At 61.4% G+C, this 19,253-nt stretch carries 17 protein-coding genes; 14 read left to right on the top strand and 3 right to left on the bottom strand.

All coding sequences use genetic code 11. From position 1 onward, the window contains the following. Positions 1-33: 33 nt before the first annotated feature. The 3 genes from tnpA to ACW9IB_RS18695 form a co-directional block, all read right to left on the bottom strand. Complete coding sequence (gene tnpA, locus ACW9IB_RS18705) at positions 34-351, bottom strand: IS66-like element accessory protein TnpA (RefSeq protein WP_084317901.1); 318 nt, start codon at positions 349-351, stop codon at positions 34-36. Positions 352-571: 220 nt separating this feature from the next. Then, positions 572-3,142, bottom strand: a complete 2,571-nt coding sequence (locus ACW9IB_RS18700) for an AAA family ATPase (RefSeq protein ID WP_084317900.1) — start codon at positions 3,140-3,142, stop codon at positions 572-574. A 365-nt stretch (positions 3,143-3,507) separates the two neighbouring features. After that, positions 3,508-4,962 carry a tyrosine-type recombinase/integrase gene (locus ACW9IB_RS18695; RefSeq protein WP_457414863.1) on the bottom strand — a complete coding sequence of 485 codons (1,455 nt, stop codon included), beginning with the start codon at positions 4,960-4,962 and terminating at the stop codon, positions 3,508-3,510. Between the two features lie 390 nt (positions 4,963-5,352). On the opposite strand from ACW9IB_RS18695, the gene ACW9IB_RS18690 reads away from it, so the two are divergent. From ACW9IB_RS18690 to gspD, 14 genes are all read left to right on the top strand, one after another. Then, positions 5,353-5,964 carry a glycoside hydrolase family 19 protein gene (locus tag ACW9IB_RS18690; RefSeq protein ID WP_457414861.1) on the top strand — a complete coding sequence of 204 codons (612 nt, stop codon included), beginning with the start codon at positions 5,353-5,355 and terminating at the stop codon, positions 5,962-5,964. 167 nt (positions 5,965-6,131) lie between these two features. Continuing rightward, complete coding sequence (gene aqpZ / locus ACW9IB_RS18685; RefSeq protein ID WP_457414860.1) at positions 6,132-6,827, top strand: aquaporin Z; 696 nt, start codon at positions 6,132-6,134, stop codon at positions 6,825-6,827. Positions 6,828-6,918: 91 nt separating this feature from the next. Continuing rightward, the gene (locus tag ACW9IB_RS18680; protein WP_457414859.1) at positions 6,919-9,324 is read left to right on the top strand and encodes a TonB-dependent siderophore receptor; all 2,406 of its coding nucleotides are present in this window, start codon (positions 6,919-6,921) and stop codon (positions 9,322-9,324) included. A gap of 333 nt (positions 9,325-9,657) precedes the next feature. Beyond that, a complete protein-coding gene (gene gspE / locus ACW9IB_RS18675) occupies positions 9,658-11,355 on the top strand; it encodes a type II secretion system ATPase GspE (RefSeq protein WP_457414857.1) in 1,698 nt (565 codons plus the stop codon). Continuing rightward, a complete protein-coding gene (gene gspF / locus ACW9IB_RS18670) occupies positions 11,352-12,548 on the top strand; it encodes a type II secretion system inner membrane protein GspF (RefSeq protein ID WP_457414856.1) in 1,197 nt (398 codons plus the stop codon). Before gspE ends, gspF begins: the two co-directional genes overlap by 4 nt. 13 nt (positions 12,549-12,561) lie before the next feature. Further along, positions 12,562-12,972 carry a type II secretion system major pseudopilin GspG gene (gene gspG / locus ACW9IB_RS18665; RefSeq protein WP_457367310.1) on the top strand — a complete coding sequence of 137 codons (411 nt, stop codon included), beginning with the start codon at positions 12,562-12,564 and terminating at the stop codon, positions 12,970-12,972. 7 nt (positions 12,973-12,979) lie between these two features. Further along, positions 12,980-13,405: a prepilin-type N-terminal cleavage/methylation domain-containing protein gene (locus ACW9IB_RS18660; RefSeq protein ID WP_457367311.1), complete on the top strand. Its 426-nt coding sequence runs from the start codon at positions 12,980-12,982 to the stop codon at positions 13,403-13,405. Then, the gene (locus tag ACW9IB_RS18655) at positions 13,402-13,734 is read left to right on the top strand and encodes a type II secretion system protein (RefSeq protein ID WP_457414855.1); all 333 of its coding nucleotides are present in this window, start codon (positions 13,402-13,404) and stop codon (positions 13,732-13,734) included. The genes ACW9IB_RS18660 and ACW9IB_RS18655 overlap by 4 nt, the downstream gene beginning before the upstream one ends. After that, a complete protein-coding gene (locus tag ACW9IB_RS18650) occupies positions 13,731-14,312 on the top strand; it encodes a prepilin-type N-terminal cleavage/methylation domain-containing protein (protein ID WP_457414853.1) in 582 nt (193 codons plus the stop codon). The genes ACW9IB_RS18655 and ACW9IB_RS18650 overlap by 4 nt, the downstream gene beginning before the upstream one ends. Then, positions 14,309-15,010: a type II secretion system minor pseudopilin GspK gene (locus tag ACW9IB_RS18645; protein WP_457414851.1), complete on the top strand. Its 702-nt coding sequence runs from the start codon at positions 14,309-14,311 to the stop codon at positions 15,008-15,010. The genes ACW9IB_RS18650 and ACW9IB_RS18645 overlap by 4 nt, the downstream gene beginning before the upstream one ends. Further along, positions 15,007-15,999, top strand: coding sequence for a type II secretion system protein GspL (locus ACW9IB_RS18640; protein WP_457367315.1), 993 nt, complete (start codon positions 15,007-15,009; stop codon positions 15,997-15,999). Before ACW9IB_RS18645 ends, ACW9IB_RS18640 begins: the two co-directional genes overlap by 4 nt. Continuing rightward, the gene (gene gspM / locus ACW9IB_RS18635; RefSeq protein WP_457414850.1) at positions 15,974-16,573 is read left to right on the top strand and encodes a type II secretion system protein GspM; all 600 of its coding nucleotides are present in this window, start codon (positions 15,974-15,976) and stop codon (positions 16,571-16,573) included. The genes ACW9IB_RS18640 and gspM overlap by 26 nt, the downstream gene beginning before the upstream one ends. Next, positions 16,570-17,088 carry a hypothetical protein gene (locus ACW9IB_RS18630; RefSeq protein WP_457367317.1) on the top strand — a complete coding sequence of 173 codons (519 nt, stop codon included), beginning with the start codon at positions 16,570-16,572 and terminating at the stop codon, positions 17,086-17,088. Before gspM ends, ACW9IB_RS18630 begins: the two co-directional genes overlap by 4 nt. Positions 17,089-17,093: 5 nt before the next feature. Further along, positions 17,094-19,214 (top strand): type II secretion system secretin GspD, encoded by a 2,121-nt coding sequence (gene gspD / locus ACW9IB_RS18625; RefSeq protein ID WP_457414868.1) that lies wholly within the window; start codon positions 17,094-17,096, stop codon positions 19,212-19,214. Positions 19,215-19,253 lie beyond the last annotated feature (39 nt).

Genomic DNA, 19,253 nt, shown 5'->3' with positions numbered 1-19,253 from the left:
GTTCGGTGGCCAGCCAAATTGCGTCGATGCGGATCACGAAGCAAGTCCACGGACAAAACTGACACATCCTTCGGGATCGGAAGATGGCCATTTCACCGTGATGGTGTGCTCGCCAAATGGCAGCTCGATGATCACCGATGACTCGGCCTGCCTTTTCGGGGCGACCTTTACCGGAACAAACGCCGACAGGGTTGCGGGTAGTTGATCTCGGAAAAGTGGTAGCCAGTTACGGATCACGTTGGCATTGATGCCATGACTGATGGCCACGCTGGAAATGGAGGCGCCGGGCTGCAGGCATTCCTGGACAACCTGGGCTTTGAACGACTTGGAGTAAGAGCTTCGTTGGCGCATTTAAGGGCTATCGCGTCCGCTTAAAAATAAGCGGACACCATCGCCCTTAATTTGGGAGATCGGTAGGCGTGTTCACCGTTCGCTTACACCTCAGCGCAAGGTGGGATGCCCGGATGGTTACCCCAAGTCGTCGTCAGCGAACGGTCAATCCGTTAATCGTGTTGATTGCGCCGCTCGCCAAGCGGCGCAATCAGATGATTGTTCTGCGTGGTTTCTGAGTTTAAGCTGCCTTTTTCCTTCGGCCTTCCAAGTCATCTCGCCACTGCTTGAGCGATTCAATGTCGGCTTTCAGTTCGGGCTCTTCTGGAGCTTGTACCGGCATCTCATCAGACTGGCTGTGCTCAAAGCAGCTGTATTTGGTCATCAACTCGTCAATTTTTTGAAGATCCTCACGGGTGATCCCGAGAAGGGCAGGCAGACGACCATCTGTGGAAATGCCGCGCCTATGGCGTACGACGATTTTAAACAGAAGGTCATCTTCAACCGACCTTTCGATTAATTTCCTGAAATCGCTACAGATACCTTGAGCTAAGGCATAGTAAGCAGTTGCACCTGAATCTTCGCCCGCTTTCTTGGCGTCCCTGACGCGAGTCAGCAGGATGTTGTTTGCGGTCTTCGTCGAGCTATTCCACACTGCTTGATCAGCAGGGTGTCCTGATGCTCCACCAAAGGACTCGATGCACATTTGCTGGAAGTTATCCTTCTTCCAAGAATCACCAACTTTCTTGGCAACGTCATCCATCGCTCCGTAAAGCGAAAGCCTGTGCGTAAAAATAAGGACCTGCCGTTCTTTAGCCAATTCAGCTAATCGGCATGCGACTTTCCATTCGAAATCATGATCTAGCGACGAGATTGGGTCATCGAAAATGAAAGGGGCGACACCTGGTTTGTCGGTAACGTCCGCAAGGAAAGCTGCAAGGGATATGATCCTACGCTCACCTTCGCTCAACACTTTGTCAGGCGAGTGATCACCATTTTTGAGAGCTTTGAGTTTGAGTTGATGAAGCACTCTACCCCGAGTGGTTCTGGTCTTTATCAACTCAACCTGAATTCGGGTGGCACCTAGAGCACGCAGCTCATCATTGAAGCGCTTGACGTATAACTCGGTAACCACGCTTTCGGAGATTTCGGTTGCCTTGTTAGAGATACGACGAGAGCTTGCACTAGTCTTCAGCTTGTCGAGCAGCTTGTGGTCCTTGAGCCTCTGTTGTTCCTTCCTGACTGCTTCACTTTGCTGCGAAACCCATTGGCTAGCCTCCAATGAGGTTTTATCAGCGACAGCTTTCGGCCTGTCGAACTGAAGCGCATCTTGATCGAATTGGTCTGCTTCCAAAGTCAGCTGCTGCGCGAATTGTTCAAGTACAAGGAGATTCGCGGCTACATCGGGGACCGTACCCGCCAAGCCTGACTGCTCGTGATCCAGCAGGGCTTTCCTCGATTCTCCGACACCTCTCCAAAAGCCCCACACTGCTGCCATCCACTCAGGCGTGGTCAAAGCTGCCGCAGTGCACTGCGTCTGTACCTCGGCCTCCGTCGGGCTGTTAGGAAGCATACGGAGAGTTTCGCTGTAAGTTTGCTCGGCAGACTTTGCATCTGTTTCCAGGCGGCTTTGTACAAACAGCTCGAAATCGTTGAGTCGATCTTGGGCTTTAGCCGATAGTTCTTGATGGCAGAGCACGCAGCGCCCGTCCACGGTAACTGGATAATGCTGGTCCGGATACGGCGTTTGGGAATATGCGCGAGCCGCCTCCCACATTGCTTTCCATGTCGGCGTACCGACGCCTTCTAAAATCGCTGATTTGGCCTGCGCGCCTTCGATCGCAATACGTCGTTTGTCACGGGCGTTTGATCGCTGAGTGCGGATAGTTTGGATCTGCTCAGCGCCGAACGCCGCCACGGCTATCTTGATGCCTTTGACGATATTGGTTACTTGGACGCAGGTGTCGCGTTTCTGTTTCGCAAGCGATGAGGGATCACTGGTCTTCAGTCGTTCATTGAGCGCTTCTAAACTACCTGCGTTCTCTGGAGTCCAGCGTAAAAGATTATCGACAGCTGATGGTGCCAGCGCGCTAAGGCCTTGATAGCTCTTGCCGGCGCTCGTGTCTTTGAGGGTAGCGGGGATAGCCGGGAGCTGGCTCACAAGCTGATCTTGTTCAGCCTGCAAGGTGTCCCTAACCGAATCAGTCGCATTGGCCAGCTTCTCGAACAAACCCATGATGGGCGGGCTGTACGTGGCCGCGCTTTCGCTTTTCAGGTAATGGAGCGCCTCTTCACTATCGAAGATGTCTATCTCCCGCAATTGTTCAATCGCGGGGTGGGTGATATGCCATTCAACGCTTTCCGATGACTGATCCAGTTCAAAGCTGAGGGTGCATTTGCTGGAAGCTGGAGCCGCTTGGAAAACGTTTGGTTTGAGATCACTGGCGCGAGCTTTGCCTGTCGCTTTTTTCAGAATCCTCGTGTAACAGGACTTGCCGGACCCATTATGCCCGTAGATAACCGTTAAATTGCCGGTACCAAAGTCTAAAGGCGCCCTGGGACCAAGGCTCTCAATTCCTGTGACGTCTGCAATACTTCGCAATCGGAGCACAGAGCCAGCTGGAGCGTGTGTTAGCTCATCGAATGTTCGATGTTTCGAGACGGCCTGCCCTGACGGCGTTTTTAACAGTGCGGCAATCTGGGAAATGTCATCCTGGGTGAGATCACCGTTTTTAAGCAGCCGATCAGCAGCCTCCTGAAGCCAGTCCGGCTGCTCAAGTAGCCAGATGCGTACCTGTCCCTGCGCGTCCATACGATTCCCTTCTGATTATAAGTCAGGAGACGCTAGCAGAGTGCCATTAGCTTAGCAATTTAGCGCGCACTTTTAAAATTGCAGTCTTCGCGCTGCGTCCATGATGTGCGGCTGGCTTACACTGTTGCTGCCGCACAAGTGGGAGTTCGTTTAACTACGCAAGGTGAATCGTCCCCGGTTTAGTAGACGCGTTGAGTGCCTGCTTTTGGCTCGTTGCCAGCGGCTGAATCGCCGCTACTTTTTTAGACGTGCGACTGGCAACTGCTGGCCGACTTTTGCCGGTCATGATGGGCAGAAATCGAGCCAAATAGCGCGCTCGGCGATGTCATACGAAACTATGATTACTCAGTACTGAAGATGCCGACTTATGAAGTCGGTAGCAATCCATTCTCGGTATAGGCTGGGAAAGAAATCATCGACTCGGCCGGAGGGTGCTCGTAGGCGGAGGACAACACAGCACTGAGTCGATCGCCCAGCAGATTCCAGGCACGTTTCTTCTCTTCGGCATAGTCGTGATGCAGGTAGTGGCGTCTCACCCTAGAACCGGCCAGCACATGGTTTTGGCAGCGATCGATGACGTCCAGGCTGTCCCCCAAAGCCTGCATCATGGTTGCGCCCGTACGGCGCAGGTCGTGCGGCGTCCAGTCGCCGTTCTGGCCGTCGGCCAGGACCAGGGTATTGTCATGACGCCGTCTAGAGAGGGCCTTGCGGTTTTTGAAGCGAGCCTGGCGGTCACCGACCTGCTTGCTCACCACTTTCACGTCCACATGCCCTTCATCCTGCTTGTTGGGAAAACACCACTGTGAATCTCCCGTCAGGGTTTTGAGTTCCTGAAAGAAATGCAGGGCAAAGGGGGAGAGGAAGACATGGTGGTCCTGCTTCTTGCCCCGGGTGCCCTTGACGTTTTCACTGGGGAGGAACCAGGTCTGCTGGTCCAGATCGATATTTTTCCATTCGGCCTGCAGCAATTCACCAATCCGGCACAGCGTGCCCAGGCTAATCCAGAGCGCGAGCTGCGTTTCCTTCTTTAGCGGCCGAATGCCGTCGTATTTTTGTCCCGCGGGGAGGGCGTCGTAATCGGCGGTCATTTGCTGGAAACGATTGTGCAGTTCCAACAGCTCCGCCGGGGAAAGGATGCGGCTTCTTTCTGCCTCGTAGTGAGCTGGGATCAGAGGGGAGATGTCGACCAGCTCAGTTGGATCACCCTCGATCAATAAGACCCGCCAAGGTTGGCGCTTTCTAGCCCAGCTAAACATCTGGGAAAGGTCGGCGAAGAAACTGATGGCTTGCCGGTGAGCGCCGCGGTTGACCACGGTGCGGATCAGCGCCCGAACATCGTGTTCGGAGACGCTGCTCACTGCGGTCTTGCCGAGTGCTGGCAAAAGGTCCTTGTTAAAGCGTCGTTGCAACTCGGCATTGCCATCTTTACGCGCGACGCCATCCAACAGCCAGGCCTTGGCCAGATCCTGGACGGTCAGCGTTTGCACCTTCGTCGTTTTTACTTGTTCGGCCTCTACGTTAGCCGCGGCGTATGCCTGTGCCTTGGCAGTTTTCTTGTGCTCGTTGGGATTGATTTGCTCATCAATGAGTGCCCGTGCCTGGTTGCGGGCCTTGCGAATGTCCGTCAGGGATTTGCGTGGCCAGGACCCGCAGGCGTATTCTTTGTTCTGGTCGCCCCACCGATAGCGATAGAAAAAGCTGACCGACACGCCGTCCTTACGCAGGGAAATTCGACCCGCGAGATTGCCATCTTCCCGGAGGATTCGGCCTGCATCGTTGGCGGTCAGCGACTCGAGTTCTTTGATGGTGATTTTTGCCATAAAATGGGTTCCCCCTACTTTTACCCCCACAAAAACGTCGGCTCTTGATGGACGTTACTGGACTCTTGTAGAGCAGAACACCGCTGGAGCTCAAGTAAATACTAGCTTGGAAAAATCCAGAGTAAAATTCTGGAAGCTTTCAAGAAGTATGAAAAAGGAGATGGGGTGCTAGGGGTCGAGTGTTCGAATCACTCCGTCCCGACCATATTTTAAGAGGGGACCCAGTACGCAAGTACTGGGTCCCCTTTTGCATTTATGACTCTACAACACCCATCCGGGCCCTCGGCGCCCATCTGCTTTTCAGACTGCACCTGCCACATTCACACTTTCCCACGCCCAGCGTTCATCCAGTCATAGCGCCCACCCGCGCAACGCCTGGAGACTGGAAAAATGCTGATAACAGCCGATCAAATCCAACAAATCCTTCCCCGCTCCAGTAACGAGGCCTGCCGTTACATCGACCCACTCAACATGGCCATGGCGCGCTTCGGCATCGATACCCCGCTGCGAGCCGCCGCCTTCATTGCACAGGTAGGCCACGAGTCGGAACAACTGTGCGTGGTGGTGGAAAACCTCGACTACAGTGCAGAGGCCCTTTTGGCGAGCTGGCCGTCCCGCTTTGACCCGGCGTTGGCTGAGCGTGTCGCGCGCAACCCCGAAGCCATCGCCAACATTGCTTACGCCTCCCATTTGGGCAACGGCCCGCAGGCGTCAGGCGATGGTTGGAAATACCGGGGACGTGGGTTGATCCAGATCACGGGGCTCTGCAATTACAAGTCGATTGGCGATGCCCTGGGTCTTGATTTGCTGACCCATCCGGAGCTACTCGAACAGCCGGAAAATGCCGCCTTGTCGGCAGCGCGGTTCTGGAGCGTCAACGGTTTGAATGAGCTGGCCGACCTCAATCAGCTCCAACCGATCACAGAGAGGGTCAATGGTGGGCTCAACGGTGAGTCCGATCGGCTCGCACTGTATCGACACGCCTTGGCGGTACTGGCCTGAAGGGAGGCCGAACGTTCCCTTATCCCACGCTGCTGTGTTCCTTGAGCGTTCGATATCCCGGTTGATAGTGAAGGTTATATTCATCAGCCTAATGCGGGATTTTTCCTACAGCTTGCGCGAGCGTCCACTCATTAGCCTCCACGTTTTGAATTCACTGGAGGAGTCTCATGATGACAAAGCGTCTTGCTGCCGAATTTCTCGGCACGTTCTGGCTGGTGTTGGGTGGCTGCGGCAGTGCGGTGCTGGCCGCCGCGTTCCCTGAACTGGGTATCGGTTTTGTGGGTGTGTCGCTGGCGTTTGGCTTGACGGTACTGACCATGGCGTATGCGATGGGGCATATTTCCGGCGGCCATTTCAACCCGGCGGTCACCATTGGCCTGTTGGCCGGTGGGCGTATCGAGCTGAAGGATGTGGTGCCTTACATCATCAGCCAAGTGCTGGGTGCCATTGCTGCGGGGGCTGTGTTGTATTTTATCGCCAGCGGCAAGGCAGGCTTCGATGTGACCGCGGGTTTTGCCACCAATGGCTATGGCGAGCATTCACCTGGTGGCTTCACGTTCCTGTCGGTGGTGGTCACCGAATTCGTGCTGACCGCGTTTTTCCTGTTGATCATTCTGGGGGCCACCGATAAAAAAGCACCGGCCGGTTTTGCACCCATCGCCATTGGCCTGGCGCTGACCCTGATTCACTTGATCAGCATTCCGGTGAGCAATACCTCGGTCAATCCGGCACGCAGCACCGGTGTAGCGTTGTTCCAGGGCGGCTGGGCGGTTTCCCAGTTGTGGGTGTTCTGGGCGGTACCGTTGCTCGGTGGCGCTGTCGGCGGCCTGGTTCATCGTTGGTTGCTGGCGTCGAAGCACTGAAGTTTTTTTAGCCCGGGGGCGAAGAGCCTGTCCCTTTTTTTCACTTCGTCGGTCATTCCAGGCAAGTGAATAAAATCGAGAGCTTCCCCCCATGTCCGCAGTCCTCCCGTTACGCTTGCGCCCGCTACTCAACCTGAGCCTGCTGCTGAGCCTCAGTGCCAGCCCGCTGTTCGTCCCGGCCAGCCTGGCCGAAGACTCCGCCACCCGGCGCAGCTATCAGGTTCCGGCTGGCAGCCTCGGCGCAGCGCTCACCCGCTTCGCCGGGCTGGCGGAGGTCAGCCTGTCGGTGGACCCGGCGCTGGTCAGCGGGCGTAGCAGCACGGGGTTGTCGGGTGAGTTCGCCGTGGAGGAGGGCTTCGCGCGTTTGTTGCAAGGCTCGGGCCTGCAATTGCAGGTCATGGGCGAGCGGGCCTATGGGTTGGTGCCGGTGCCCCAGGGCGGCAGCCTGCAACTCGCGCCCACCGCCATTGTTGGCACCACCGGCCTGGCCGACGGCGACAGCTACACCGGCGGCCAGGTGGCGCGGCGTGGCTCCCAGGGTCTGCTGGGCACCCGGGATTTCATGGAAACGCCCTTCAGCATCACCACCTACACCCAGGAAACGGTGAAGAACCAGCAGGCCCGCACCCTCGGCGACCTGATCGCCAGCGACCCTTCGGTGCGCGCCACCAACCCGGCCGGCGGGCGCTACGAGCAGTTCACCATTCGCGGTTTCAGCCTGTTCAACAGCGATGTGGCCTACAACGGTCTGTACGGCGTATTGCCCACCTACACCATCGATATGGAAATGGCCGACCGCGTCGACATCCTCAAGGGCCCGACCCAGTTGATCAACGGCATTTCGCCCCGTGGCAGCGTCGGCGGCGGCATCAATGTGGTACCCAAGCGCGCTATCGACACCCCCATCACCTCGTTGACCGGCAGTTGGGCCTCCGGCAGCCAGGCCGGTGGTGCGGTGGATGTGGGGCGGCGTTTCGGCGAGGGCAATCAGTTCGGCCTGCGCTTCAACGGTGTGAAGCAGGCCGGCGACACCGACTGGGATCACCAGACCGTCGACCGTGAAATGGCCGTGCTCGGCCTGGATTTTCGCGGCGAGCGCCTGCGCCTTTCCACCGACATCGGCCGCACCGAGCGTGACACCGATGCGCCCCAGGAGCGCGTGCAGGTCGGTCCGAATGCCCGGGTGCCGAGCGCCAACGCTGTGCATCGCAACTATGCGCAACACTGGAGCAAGGCCAGCACCCACGACACCTTCGGCACGCTCAATGGCGAGTTCGACCTCAGCGACAACGTGATGCTGTATGGCGGCGTGGGTGCACGCAAAAGCAACCATGACTTCCTGCGCCACGCCGTGTCCGTCACCAACAACGCCGGGGATTTCAGTGTGCAGCCCCGGGACTTCACCCGCGACGAGAACGTGCGCACCGCCACCGCCGGCGTGCGCAACTGGTTTCATACCGGGCCCGTCAGCCATGAAATCAACCTGGCCGCCAGCTACTTCTACATGGACTTCGAAAACGGCGGCGCCCGGTATGCGGCGGCACCGAGCAACCTCTACAACCCGGTGCAAACGCCGACACCCTCGCGGCCTACCCGTTTTGACTCCAGGGTCTACACCGAAAACCGCTTCAGCGGCGTGGCCCTTTCCGACACCCTGGGTTTCTTCGATGACCGCCTGCTGTTGACCCTCGGCGCGCGTTGGCAGCGTGTGAAGGTGGACGACTGGGCGGACGGCATCAAAGGTGACACCGCCTACGACGAGGAAAAAGTCTCGCCCTCCGGCGGCCTGCTGTTCAAGGCCACCGACACGTTGTCGCTCTATGCCAACTACATGGAAGGGCTGAGCCAGGGCAAGATCGCGCCCTCTACCTCGGTCAATGAGGACGAAATCTTCCCGCCCTTCATCAGCCGTCAGGTGGAAGTGGGTGCCAAGTATGACGCTGGCGCCTTCGCGGTCACGGCAGCGCTGTTCCGCATCAAGCAGCCGGCCTATGAAACCAATGCCACCTCGCGGGTATTCGGCCCCAACGGCAAGCGGCAGAACCAGGGCGTGGAACTGAGTCTGTTCGGCGAACCGCTCAAGGGTTTCCGCCTGCTGGGCGGGGTGATGTACATCGACAGCGAATTGACCCACACCACCAATGGCACTTTCGACGGCAACCGTGCGCCGGCCACGCCCAAATACAACGTCAACCTCGGCGCCGAATGGGACGTGCCCACCCTTGAGGGACTGACCCTGACCAGCCGGGGCATCTATTCCAGCTCGCAATACCTGGACCAGGCCAACGTCAAGCAAATCGATGCCTGGAATCGCATGGATGTGGGCGCGCGCTACGGGTTCAAGGTCGACGACAAGCACGTCACCCTGCGGGCCAACGTCGAGAACGTCGCGAACAAGCGTTACTGGAGTTCTGCCGGCGCCTCGGATGACAGCGAACCGGGCCTGACCTTGTCGACACCCCGCACTTATTTGCTCTCCGCAACGGTCGACTTCTGAGTGCGTACAGAGGGCGCTGATAAAACAGTGCCGTAATTGTCAGGGGGATGGGTAAAGTTTCACCCTTGAATAATCAGCGAAGTGGCTAATTGCAACTAACGAATAGTCCGATAGGGGTGCGGGCTGCTCTAAATCAGTGCATGCACCGGGAAACCGGGACAGCCATCGCCTATTCTTTTCAGTTTGTTTCCTTAATTCAGGAACTAGCGTTACAACTTCCAGTCGATAACCCGAGTCAACTTCGGCTGCGGCATAGCGAACTAATGGCACTGTATCTACAGTGCCATTAGTTGCAATTAGCCATACTTTCGCGCAACCAGACACCCCCACACCATGTCGTCATTGCCTATCGATGCCTGCCATCTGCAGATCCCGCACACCGATCAAGTGTGCGCGTGGTTGATGCAGCACGCCGGGTTGAAAACCCTCGACCTGGAGCGCGCCCGGCGTTTATCCACCGAGGGGGGCGACCTGCTGGGCTTGCTCACGCGCCTGGGGCTGGTTTCCGAAGTCGAACTGGCCCGTGCCTGGGCTGCGTTGCTGGGCGCGCCGCTGCTGCTGGCTGACGCCGCGCCGCCTGTGCTTGAGCCCCTGCCGGTGTTGAGCGAGCGTTTCATGCGTCACTACCAGGTCGTGCCCATGGGCTGGAACGGTGATGGCCTGCGTGTGCTGGCGGCCAACCCGGCACAGGCTTATCCGTTCCAGGCGTTGGCCTATGCCTGCGAAGTACCGGTGTGGCTGGCCGTTGGCCCGCGCACGGAAGTCGACACGCTGATCGAGCGCTATTACGGCCAGGGGCGTTCGGCCATGGGTACCCTGATCGAAAACCTCGATGAGCAGGGCGGCTCGCTGGAGGACATCGAACACCTCAAGGACATGGCCTCGGAAGCGCCGGTGATTCGGCTGGTCAACCTGATCCTGCAACGTGCCGTGGAACAGCGCGCCTCGGACATTCATATCGAACCCTTCGAGAACCAGCTCAAGGTGCGCTACCGCATCGACGGCGTGCTGCATGACGCCGAGGCTCCGCCGGCGAGCTCGTCGGCGGCGGTGATCTCGCGGGTGAAGATCATGGCGCGCCTGGACATCGCCGAACGGCGCCTGCCCCAGGACGGGCGCATCATGCTGCGCATCCAAGGCAAGGAATTGGATTTGCGCGTGTCCACGGTGCCCACCAGCTTCGGCGAATCGGTGGTGATGCGCCTGCTCGACCGCCAGACCGTGCAGTTCGACTTCCCCAACCTGGGTTTCGACGGCCAGCGTCTTGCCGCGTTCCTGGACCTGCTGGAACGACCCCACGGCATCCTGCTGGTCACCGGGCCCACCGGGTCCGGCAAGACCACCACGCTCTACACCGCACTGTCGCGGCTCAATACCGCCGAACGCAAGATCATCACCGTGGAAGACCCGGTGGAATACCAGCTCGAAGGCATCAACCAGATCCAGGTCAAACCCGCCATCGGCCTGGACTTCGCCGGTGCGCTGCGTTCCATCGTGCGCCAGGACCCGGACGTGATCATGATCGGCGAAATCCGCGACCTGGAAACCTGCCGCATTGCCATCCAATCGTCCCTCACCGGCCATCTGGTGTTGTCCACCTTGCACACCAACAGCGCCGCCGCCAGCATCACGCGCCTGCTGGACATGGGCGTGGAGAGCTACCTGATCGCCTCGACGGTCAGCGGCATTCTTGCGCAACGCCTGGTGCGACGCCTGGACCCGGCCACTCGCGTCGCCTTCGAAGCACCACCGGAACTCATCGCGGAGCACGGTCTGGATCGCTTCACCGAACAACGTCCGATCCTGCTCTACCAGGGCGCCTATCACGGCCGCAGCGCCATCACCGAATTGCTGGTGATGAACGACGATCTGCGCAGCCTGCTGATGCGCCACGCCGACGCCGCCACCCTGGAACAGGCCGCGCGCCGAAGCGGACTGCGCACCCTGTATGAAGACGGTTTGCGCCAGGCGCTGGCAGGCATCACCTCCCTGGAAGAAGTGCTGCGCGTCACCCGTGGAGAGGGCGGGTGAGCCTGTTCAAATTCCGCGCCCTGGACAGCCAGGGGGTGACCCAGCAGGGCACGCTCGAAGCCGGCGACCAGGCGGCCGCGATTGCGGTTCTGCAACAGCGCGGCTGGTTGTTGTTGCACATCGAAACGGCAGGCAGCTCCCTGCTGCGCAGCACGCGCAAGCCATTGCAAGGCGCGACATTGGTGAGTTTCACCCAGCAACTGGCGACGTTGCTGGGGGCGGGACAGCCGCTGGAGCGCTCCCTGGGCCTGCTGCTGCGCCAGCCTGGTCAACCCCGGGTTCGCGCGCTGATCGAACGCATCCGCGATCACGTCAAGGCCGGCAAACCCTTGTCGGTGGCGCTGAGCGAGGAGGGCGAAAGCTTTTCCCCGTTGTACCTGAGCATGGTGCGCGCCGGTGAAGCCGGTGGCGCGCTCGAAAGCACCTTGCACCAACTCGGTGACTATCTGGCCCGCAGCCAGTTGCTGCGGGGTGAAGTGACCAACGCGCTGATCTATCCGGCGTTCCTGGTGGTCGGCGTGTTGGGTTCCCTGGTGCTGTTGCTGGCGTACGTGGTGCCGCAATTCGTGCCGATTTTCCAGGACCTGGGCGTGCCGATTCCACTGATCACCGACGTGATCCTGGCCCTCGGTGAGTTCCTTGGGCATTACGGCCTGCTCGTCCTGGGCGCTTTGATCGTCGCCGTCTGGGCGCTGCTCGCCAGCCTGCGGGACCCGCGCCGCCGGGAGCGGTTCGACCGGCATCTGCTGGGCATTCGCGTGACCGGCCCGCTGCTGCAACGGGTCGAGGCGGCGCGGCTGGCGCGCACCCTTGGCACCTTGCTCGGCAATGGCGTGGCGTTATTGCCGGCGCTGGTGATCGCGCGGCAAGTCTGCACCAATCGCGCCCTGCAGGCCCAGGTAGCGACGGCGGCGGAATCGGTCAAGGGTGGCGGCACCCTGGCCAGCGCCTTTGGCGTACAGCCGTTGTTGCCCGACCTGGCCCTGCAAATGATCGAGGTCGGTGAGCAAGCCGGTGAACTGGACAGCATGCTGCTCAAGGTCGCCGACATTTTCGACATGGAAGCCAAGCGTGGCATCGAGCGCCTGCTCGCCGCGCTGGTGCCCAGCCTGACCGTGGTCATGGCAGTGCTGGTGGCGGTGATCATGCTCGCCATCATGCTGCCGCTGATGAGCCTTACCAGCCATATATGAAGGAGCCTGCGCCATGAACCTCTCGCGCCGCCAACGCGGTTTTACCTTGCTGGAAATGCTTGCGGTGATCGTGCTGCTGGGCATTGTCGCGACCATCGTGGTGCGCCAGGTCGGCGGCAACGTGGACAAGGGCAAATATGGCGCGGGCAAGGCCCAGTTGGCCAGCCTGAGCATGAAGGTCGACAGCTATGCCCTGGATATCGGCTCACCGCCCAATAACCTGCAGCAACTGGTGGACAAGCCGGCGAACGCTTCCAGTTGGGCCGGCCCCTATGCCAAACCCTCCGACCTCAAGGACCCGTTCGGCCACGCCTTCGGTTATCGCTTCCCCGGTGAGCATGGCGCCTTTGACCTGATCTTCTACGGCCAGGACGGCCAACCGGGCGGCGAAGGCTACAGCGCCGACCTGGGCAACTGGGAGTAAACCGGTCATGGCCCAGCGCGGCTTCACCTTGCTGGAAATGCTGGTGGTCATCCTGTTGATCGGCCTGGCTGCCGGGTTGCTCGGACTTGGGGTGCGCCAGGGATTGCAGGTGGCCCTGGAGCGGCGCGTGGTCGGGCAGATGGTCGAGGCGCTGCGCGCGACACGGGCTGACGCGATCATTGGCGGCCAGGCGGCCCGCACCGAATTCGACCTGCACAACCTGACATTCCAGGCCCCCGGGCGCGCGACGCAACAGTGGCCGCGACAACTGCGCGTCACCCTGCACACGGCCGACCAGTTGGGCTCGGCCATCGAGTTCTACCCCGATGGCAGCTCCACCGGCGGCAACCTGCTGGTGGCCAACGGTAGCCGGCGTTGGCGCATCGATATCGGCTGGCTCACCGGCAGCGTGCAGTCCAGGGCGCTGCCATGACGCGCGAAAAGGGATTCACCCTGCTCGAAATGCTCGCCGCCCTGACGCTGATGGCGGTGTGCAGCACGGTGTTGCTGGTCGCCTTCGGTCAGAGCGCCCGTTCCTTGGCGCAAGTGGCGCGCAGTGACCGACTTACCCACGCGGCCCTGACGATTTTCGATCAGCAAGCGGCGGGGCGTTTGAGCAGCGGAGTCACTCAAGGCGAACTGGATGGCGTGCACTGGCAACTGACCAGCACCCGCCAGCAGCCACACCTGTTTCGCCTGGACTTGAGCCTGCGCGAGGGGCTCCACGAGGCCCGTTTCAGTACCTTGAAGGCGCGGCTGTGAAGCGCGCCGAGCAGGGCTTCACCTTGCTGGAAATCCTCGTGGCGCTGAGCCTGCTCAGCGTGTTGCTGGTGCTGGTGGGCAGCGCGTTGCTGGGGACCAATCGTGCGGTGTCCAAGGCTCAGGGGTACACGGTGAGCCTGGATGAAGTGCGCGCAGCGCAACAGTTTTTGCGCACGGCCATCAGCGAGGCACTGCCGTTGGTGGTCGAAGACGACGATCACCCGATGGAGGGTTTTTTCAACGGTACGGCTGAGCAGCTGCAATTCGTCTCGACCCTGCCGGGTGTACTCGGTGGCGGCATCCACCGGTTTTGTGTGCAGCAGGTCGACCAGGACTTGCAAGTCTCGTTCTCCCACCGCGAACCGCAAGTACTGCTCAGAAACCTCGGCGGCGTGCAGTTCAGTTATCGCGGTGTGTCGCCGCTGGGCCAGCCCACCGGATGGCTCAGCGAATGGCCGTGGCCCAGGCGGCTGCCCCAGGCCGTGCGTATTGCCACTGCCGTCAACGGCCCCGTGCCGTGGGTCACCCAAGTGATCGCCCTGCGCTTGAATCTGTCGGGCGGGAGCGTGGAGGAATGACACGTCAGCGCGGCGCCGCGCTGTTGCTGGTGCTGTGGGCGCTGGCGTTGCTCAGTGTGCTGCTCGGTGGTCTGGTCGGTTGGGTGCAACTGGAAAGCCGCCAGGCCCTGTGGTTGCGCCAGCACACCCAGACCGTGCTGGCCGCCGAAGCCGGCATCGCGCAGGTCATGGCTGACCGGCGCTGGGTCGCGGATGGCCGGGAAATGGCACTGGCCTTCGATGACGCGCAACTGCACGTCAGCCTGCGCAGCGAGCGCGGCAAGCTGTACCTGATCAACGCCGACGGGCAGGACTTCATGCACCTGGCCCTGGCCTGCGGCGCCACACCGGCCCAGGCCAGCCAGTTGGCCAAGGCGCTCGACACGCGGCGCAACCAGGGCGCGGCACCGTTTCGGGTGCTGGAAGAACTGCGTCCATTGCCCGGTATGAGCCAATCCCTCTACAGCCGCCTGCTCCCGGAACTCACCTTGTGGAGCGACCTGGACCGCCCCGATCCCGCGTTCGCCAGCCCTTTGATGCGCCAGGCATTGAACCTGCCGCAGGCGCACGCCGAAGGTTCCGACCCCGGCGTTGTGCTGATGGTCGACAGCCGCGCCGAGCGCCCGGGCGGTTATCGCGCGCACCTGCAAGTCACGGTTTTACTGAACCCCACGGAGGACAGCGCACAACCCTATCGGGTGTTGCGTTGGCAAGAATGAATCGACTCGAACCCATCGCCCGGCAGTGGCGCGGCAGCCTGCTGCAGCAGGCATGGCGCCTGTGGCTCGTCGAACTGCGCGGGTGCCTGCCTGGCTGGCTGGCACTGCGCGAGCCAGCGGAGCAGATACACCATTGGCCGTTGAAGGAACCGGTTGCAGCGGGCAGCGCGCGCCAGGTGCTGTCCCTGAACCGCGACGCGGTGCTGCTGCAAACCGTGCAATTGCCCCTGGCCGCAGCGCGTAACCTCACGGCGGTGGTGGGGTATGAGTTGGACCGCTATACCCCGTTCGACGCCGACCAACTGTATTTCGTCGCCCGCCAGGAGCATCGCACGGCGGACCACCTGGATGTGATGCTGGTGGCGATCCTGCGCGAACGCCTGGACCGGATCCTCAGCGACTGCGCCGTACTCGGCCTGCGCCCCCACCGGGTGGATGTGGCCGGACTGGGCATCGACCTGCTGCCGGCACCGTTGCGCCCGCGTCAACGCTCGGCGGGCAAAGGCTTGCAGCGTAGTCTGCCGTGGCTGTGTGGCGCCTTGCTGATCACCGCGATGTTGCTGTGGCTCAACGACCGCCAGCGCGTGCTCGATGCCATGCAGGCCACCGTCCAGCAGCAAAAAGCCCAGGTCGCCGAGGTGCACGCTTTGCGCCAGCAACTGCTCAACACCCGTGGCGCGGCGCAGTACCTCAACCGGCGCAAACTGGCGCAACCGCCCCTGGCCGCGCTGCTCAATGACCTCACTACCTGCCTGCCCGCCGACACCTGGCTCGACCAACTGGACGTCAAAGAGGGCGAGATCACCTTTTCTGGCCAGAGCGCCAAGGCCAGCGCGCTGATTACCCGAATCAAAAGCTGCCAGCGCCTGGAAAATGCCCAGTTCGAAGGGGTGATTCAACCTGATGCGCGCACCGGCAAGGACCAGTTTGCCTTGCGCGCCCACCTGCGTCAGGAGGCTGCCGATGCGCCGCACCCTCACACCCCGTGAACGCCGTGGCGGGGCCTTGCTGGTCCTCGCGGCAGTGGTCGGCGCGGCGTACTGGCTGTTGATCGACAGCTGGTTCGCCGGACCCTTGCGCGCCATGGGCGAACAGGCCGAACAGTTGCGCGAACAGCAGCAACGCTACGCCGGCGTGTTGCGCCAGGGCGATGCCCTGCGCCAGCAGCTCGAACAGGCTCGCCAGGACCCGGCCAGCAGCACCAGCCTGTTGCCGGGGGATGACCCCGACGTGGTCGCCGCCGATCTGATGCAACGCCTTGCCGACCTGATCAACAGCCACGCCAACCTCGGCGGCGGGTGCAGCCTGACCCAGCGCAAACCCATCACCGCCGAGCAGGATGATGGCGAGCCGTATCGCCAAGTGAAGGTCAGCCTGACCCTCGACTGCGCCATCGAACCCCTCGAAGCGGTGCTGCACGAACTCGAATACCAGCCGCCGTTTCTGTTCGTGGACGAGTTGCGCATTCGCCGTGGCCGCGAGGCACCCGTCAGCGGCGGTGCGGGCAAGCTGGTGGTGCACCTGCTGGTGCGTGGCTACCTGCAACCGCAGGTGGCGCGATGATCGGTGTGTTGCGCCCCCTGGAGTGGGGCCTGCTCGGCCTGGCCGCCGGGCTGGGCGTGTTGATGGCGGTGATCCTCAGCAGCCTCGGCGATGAGCCGCAATGGTTGCCCGAGCCGACTGGCGAAGCGCCTGTTTCCGCGCGGGTGCAGGTAGCCCCCAGCGTACCGTTGCAGGCGCTCGCCACCACATGGCAAGCGCCTCTGTTCAGCCCGGATCGCAGCCCCGACCGCCTGAGTGGCAAGGCCCAGGCCACGCGCCTGGCCAACCTGACGCTCAGCGGGATCATGATCACCGGCAACCTGCAAATGGCAATGCTCAAGCAGGCCGACGGCAAGACCCTGACCTTGCGACTGGGCCAGACGCTGCCCAATGGCTGGCGCCTGGAACACCTCACCCCGCAATCCGCCCGTTTCGCCCTGGATGGCCGCAGCCAAACCCTGGGCCTCTACGCCAAGCGTTTGCCGCCGCCGTCCACCCGCCCCCCGACTACTTTGCCCCGCGAGCCCCTCCCTTGATCGATCTGCGCGTTTCCACGTTTTGCCTGGCCACCGCCCTTGCCCTGGGTGGCTGTGGTGCCTTTCCCGACCGCCTCGACCCGGACGAAGACCTATTGCACGAAGCCCTGCAAGGTACCGGCGCACAACGTCCGCCGAGCGAGCCAAGCGTAGCGCCCGGCCCCGCGCCGGCAATCAAGACACCTGCGCAGCGCCAGTTGATTCGGGGCAACCAACAGTTCGTGCGCACCTCCGGCGCAGGCGCTGAACCGAAGGCGCAAGAGGGCGACATCGTGTTCAATTTCGCCGACCAGCCCATCGAGGCGGTGATCAACAGCGTGATGGGCGACCTGCTGCACGAGAACTACAGCATCGCCCAGGGCGTGAAGGGCAATGTGAGTTTTTCCACCTCAAAACCGGTGGACAAACAACAGGCCCTGTCGATCCTTGAAACCCTGCTGTCCTGGACCGACAACGCCATGATCCGCCAGGGCCCGCGCTATGTGATCCTGCCGGCCAGCGAGGCGGTGGCGGGCAAGCTGGTGCCGCAGATGCACGTGGCCCAGCCTTCCAGCGGGCTGTCGGCGCGGCTGTTTCCGCTGCGCTACATCTCGGCCACCGAAATGCAGAAACTGCTCAAGCCGTTTGCCCGCGAGAACGCCTTCCTGCTGGTGGACCCGGCGCGCAATGTCCTGAGCCTGGCCGGTACGCCGGACGAACTGGCCAACTACCAGGACACCATCGATACCTTCGACGTGGACTGGCTCAAAGGCATGTCGGTGGGCGTGTTCGGCCTGCAACGCGCCTCGGTGGCCGAATTGATGCCCCAACTGCAAGCCCTGTTCGGCCCTGACAGCGGCGTGCCTCTGGCGGGGATGTTGCGGTTCTTGCCGGTGGAGCGGACCAATTCGGTGGTGGCGATTTCCTCCCAGCCGCAGTACCTGAGCGAAGTGGGCGACTGGATTCGCACCATCGACGAAGGCGGCGGCAACGAGCCGCAGATGTATGTCTACGACGTGCGCAACATGAAGGCGTCGGACCTGGCCAAGTACCTGCGGCAAATCTACGGCACCGGTGCGATCAAGGACGACACGCCCGCCAGGGTCGCGCCGGGGTTGCGCACCACCACGCTGTCATCGCTCAACACGTCAGGCGTGCAGAACACGCCGCCGGTGCCCCGGGAGGAGGCGCCCGAGGTGGAGGATTCGCCCGAAGCCGCGCCGACCAACAGCCTGGAAGCGGGCACCCGCATCACCGCGCAGAAGAGCAGCAACCAGTTGCTGGTCCGCACCCGTCCGGCGCAGTGGAAAGAGATCGAAGCGGCGATCAAGCGCCTCGACAACCCGCCGCTGCAAGTGCAGATCGAGACGCGCATCCTCGAGGTCAAGCTCAGTGGCGAGCTGGACCTTGGCGTGCAGTGGTACCTGGGCCGTCTGGCGGGCAATTCCGCCAGCACCACTGTGGCCAACGCTTCCGGCAGCCAGGGTGCGCTGGGTGGTGGCGGAGCAGGGCTGGGGGCGACGGATTCACTGTTTTATTCCTTCGTCAGCTCCAACCTGCAAGTGGCGCTGCATGCCCTGGAAAAAAACGGTCGCACCCAGGTGCTGTCAGCCCCGTCACTGGTGGTGATGAACAACCAGCCGGCGCAGATTCAGGTGGGCGACAACATCCCGATCAACCAGACCACGGTCAATACCGGCGACGCCGACACCACCCTCAGCAGTGTCGAATACGTGCAGACCGGCGTGATCCTCGACGTGGTGCCGCGCATCAACCCGGGCGGCCTGGTGTACATGGATATCCAGCAGCAGGTCAGCGACGCCGAAAACCCTGCGGCCAACAGCGACACCCCGGTCAACCCGCGCATCTCCACCCGCTCGGTATCGACCCAGGTCGCCGTGCAGAGCGGCCAGACCGTGTTGCTCGGCGGCCTGATCAAACAGGACAACGCCGACAACGTCAGCGCCGTGCCCTACCTGGGCAAGATCCCCGGCTTGCGCTGGCTGTTCGGCAACACCAGCAAGTCCAAGGACCGTACCGAGCTGATCGTGCTGATCACGCCAAAGGTGATCACCAGCAGCAGCCAGGCGCGCCAGGTGACGGATGATTATCGCCAGCAGATGCAGTTGCTGCGGCCGGGGCAGTAAGCGGTTTAAGTCTTCGAGGGGTTCGATAAGTGGGCGGTG

It is taken from the genome of Pseudomonas sp. SDO524_S393, assembly GCF_054071875.1.
The sequence above is the reverse complement of the archived record's forward strand: the minus strand, read 5'-3'. Positions and strand labels throughout refer to the sequence as shown.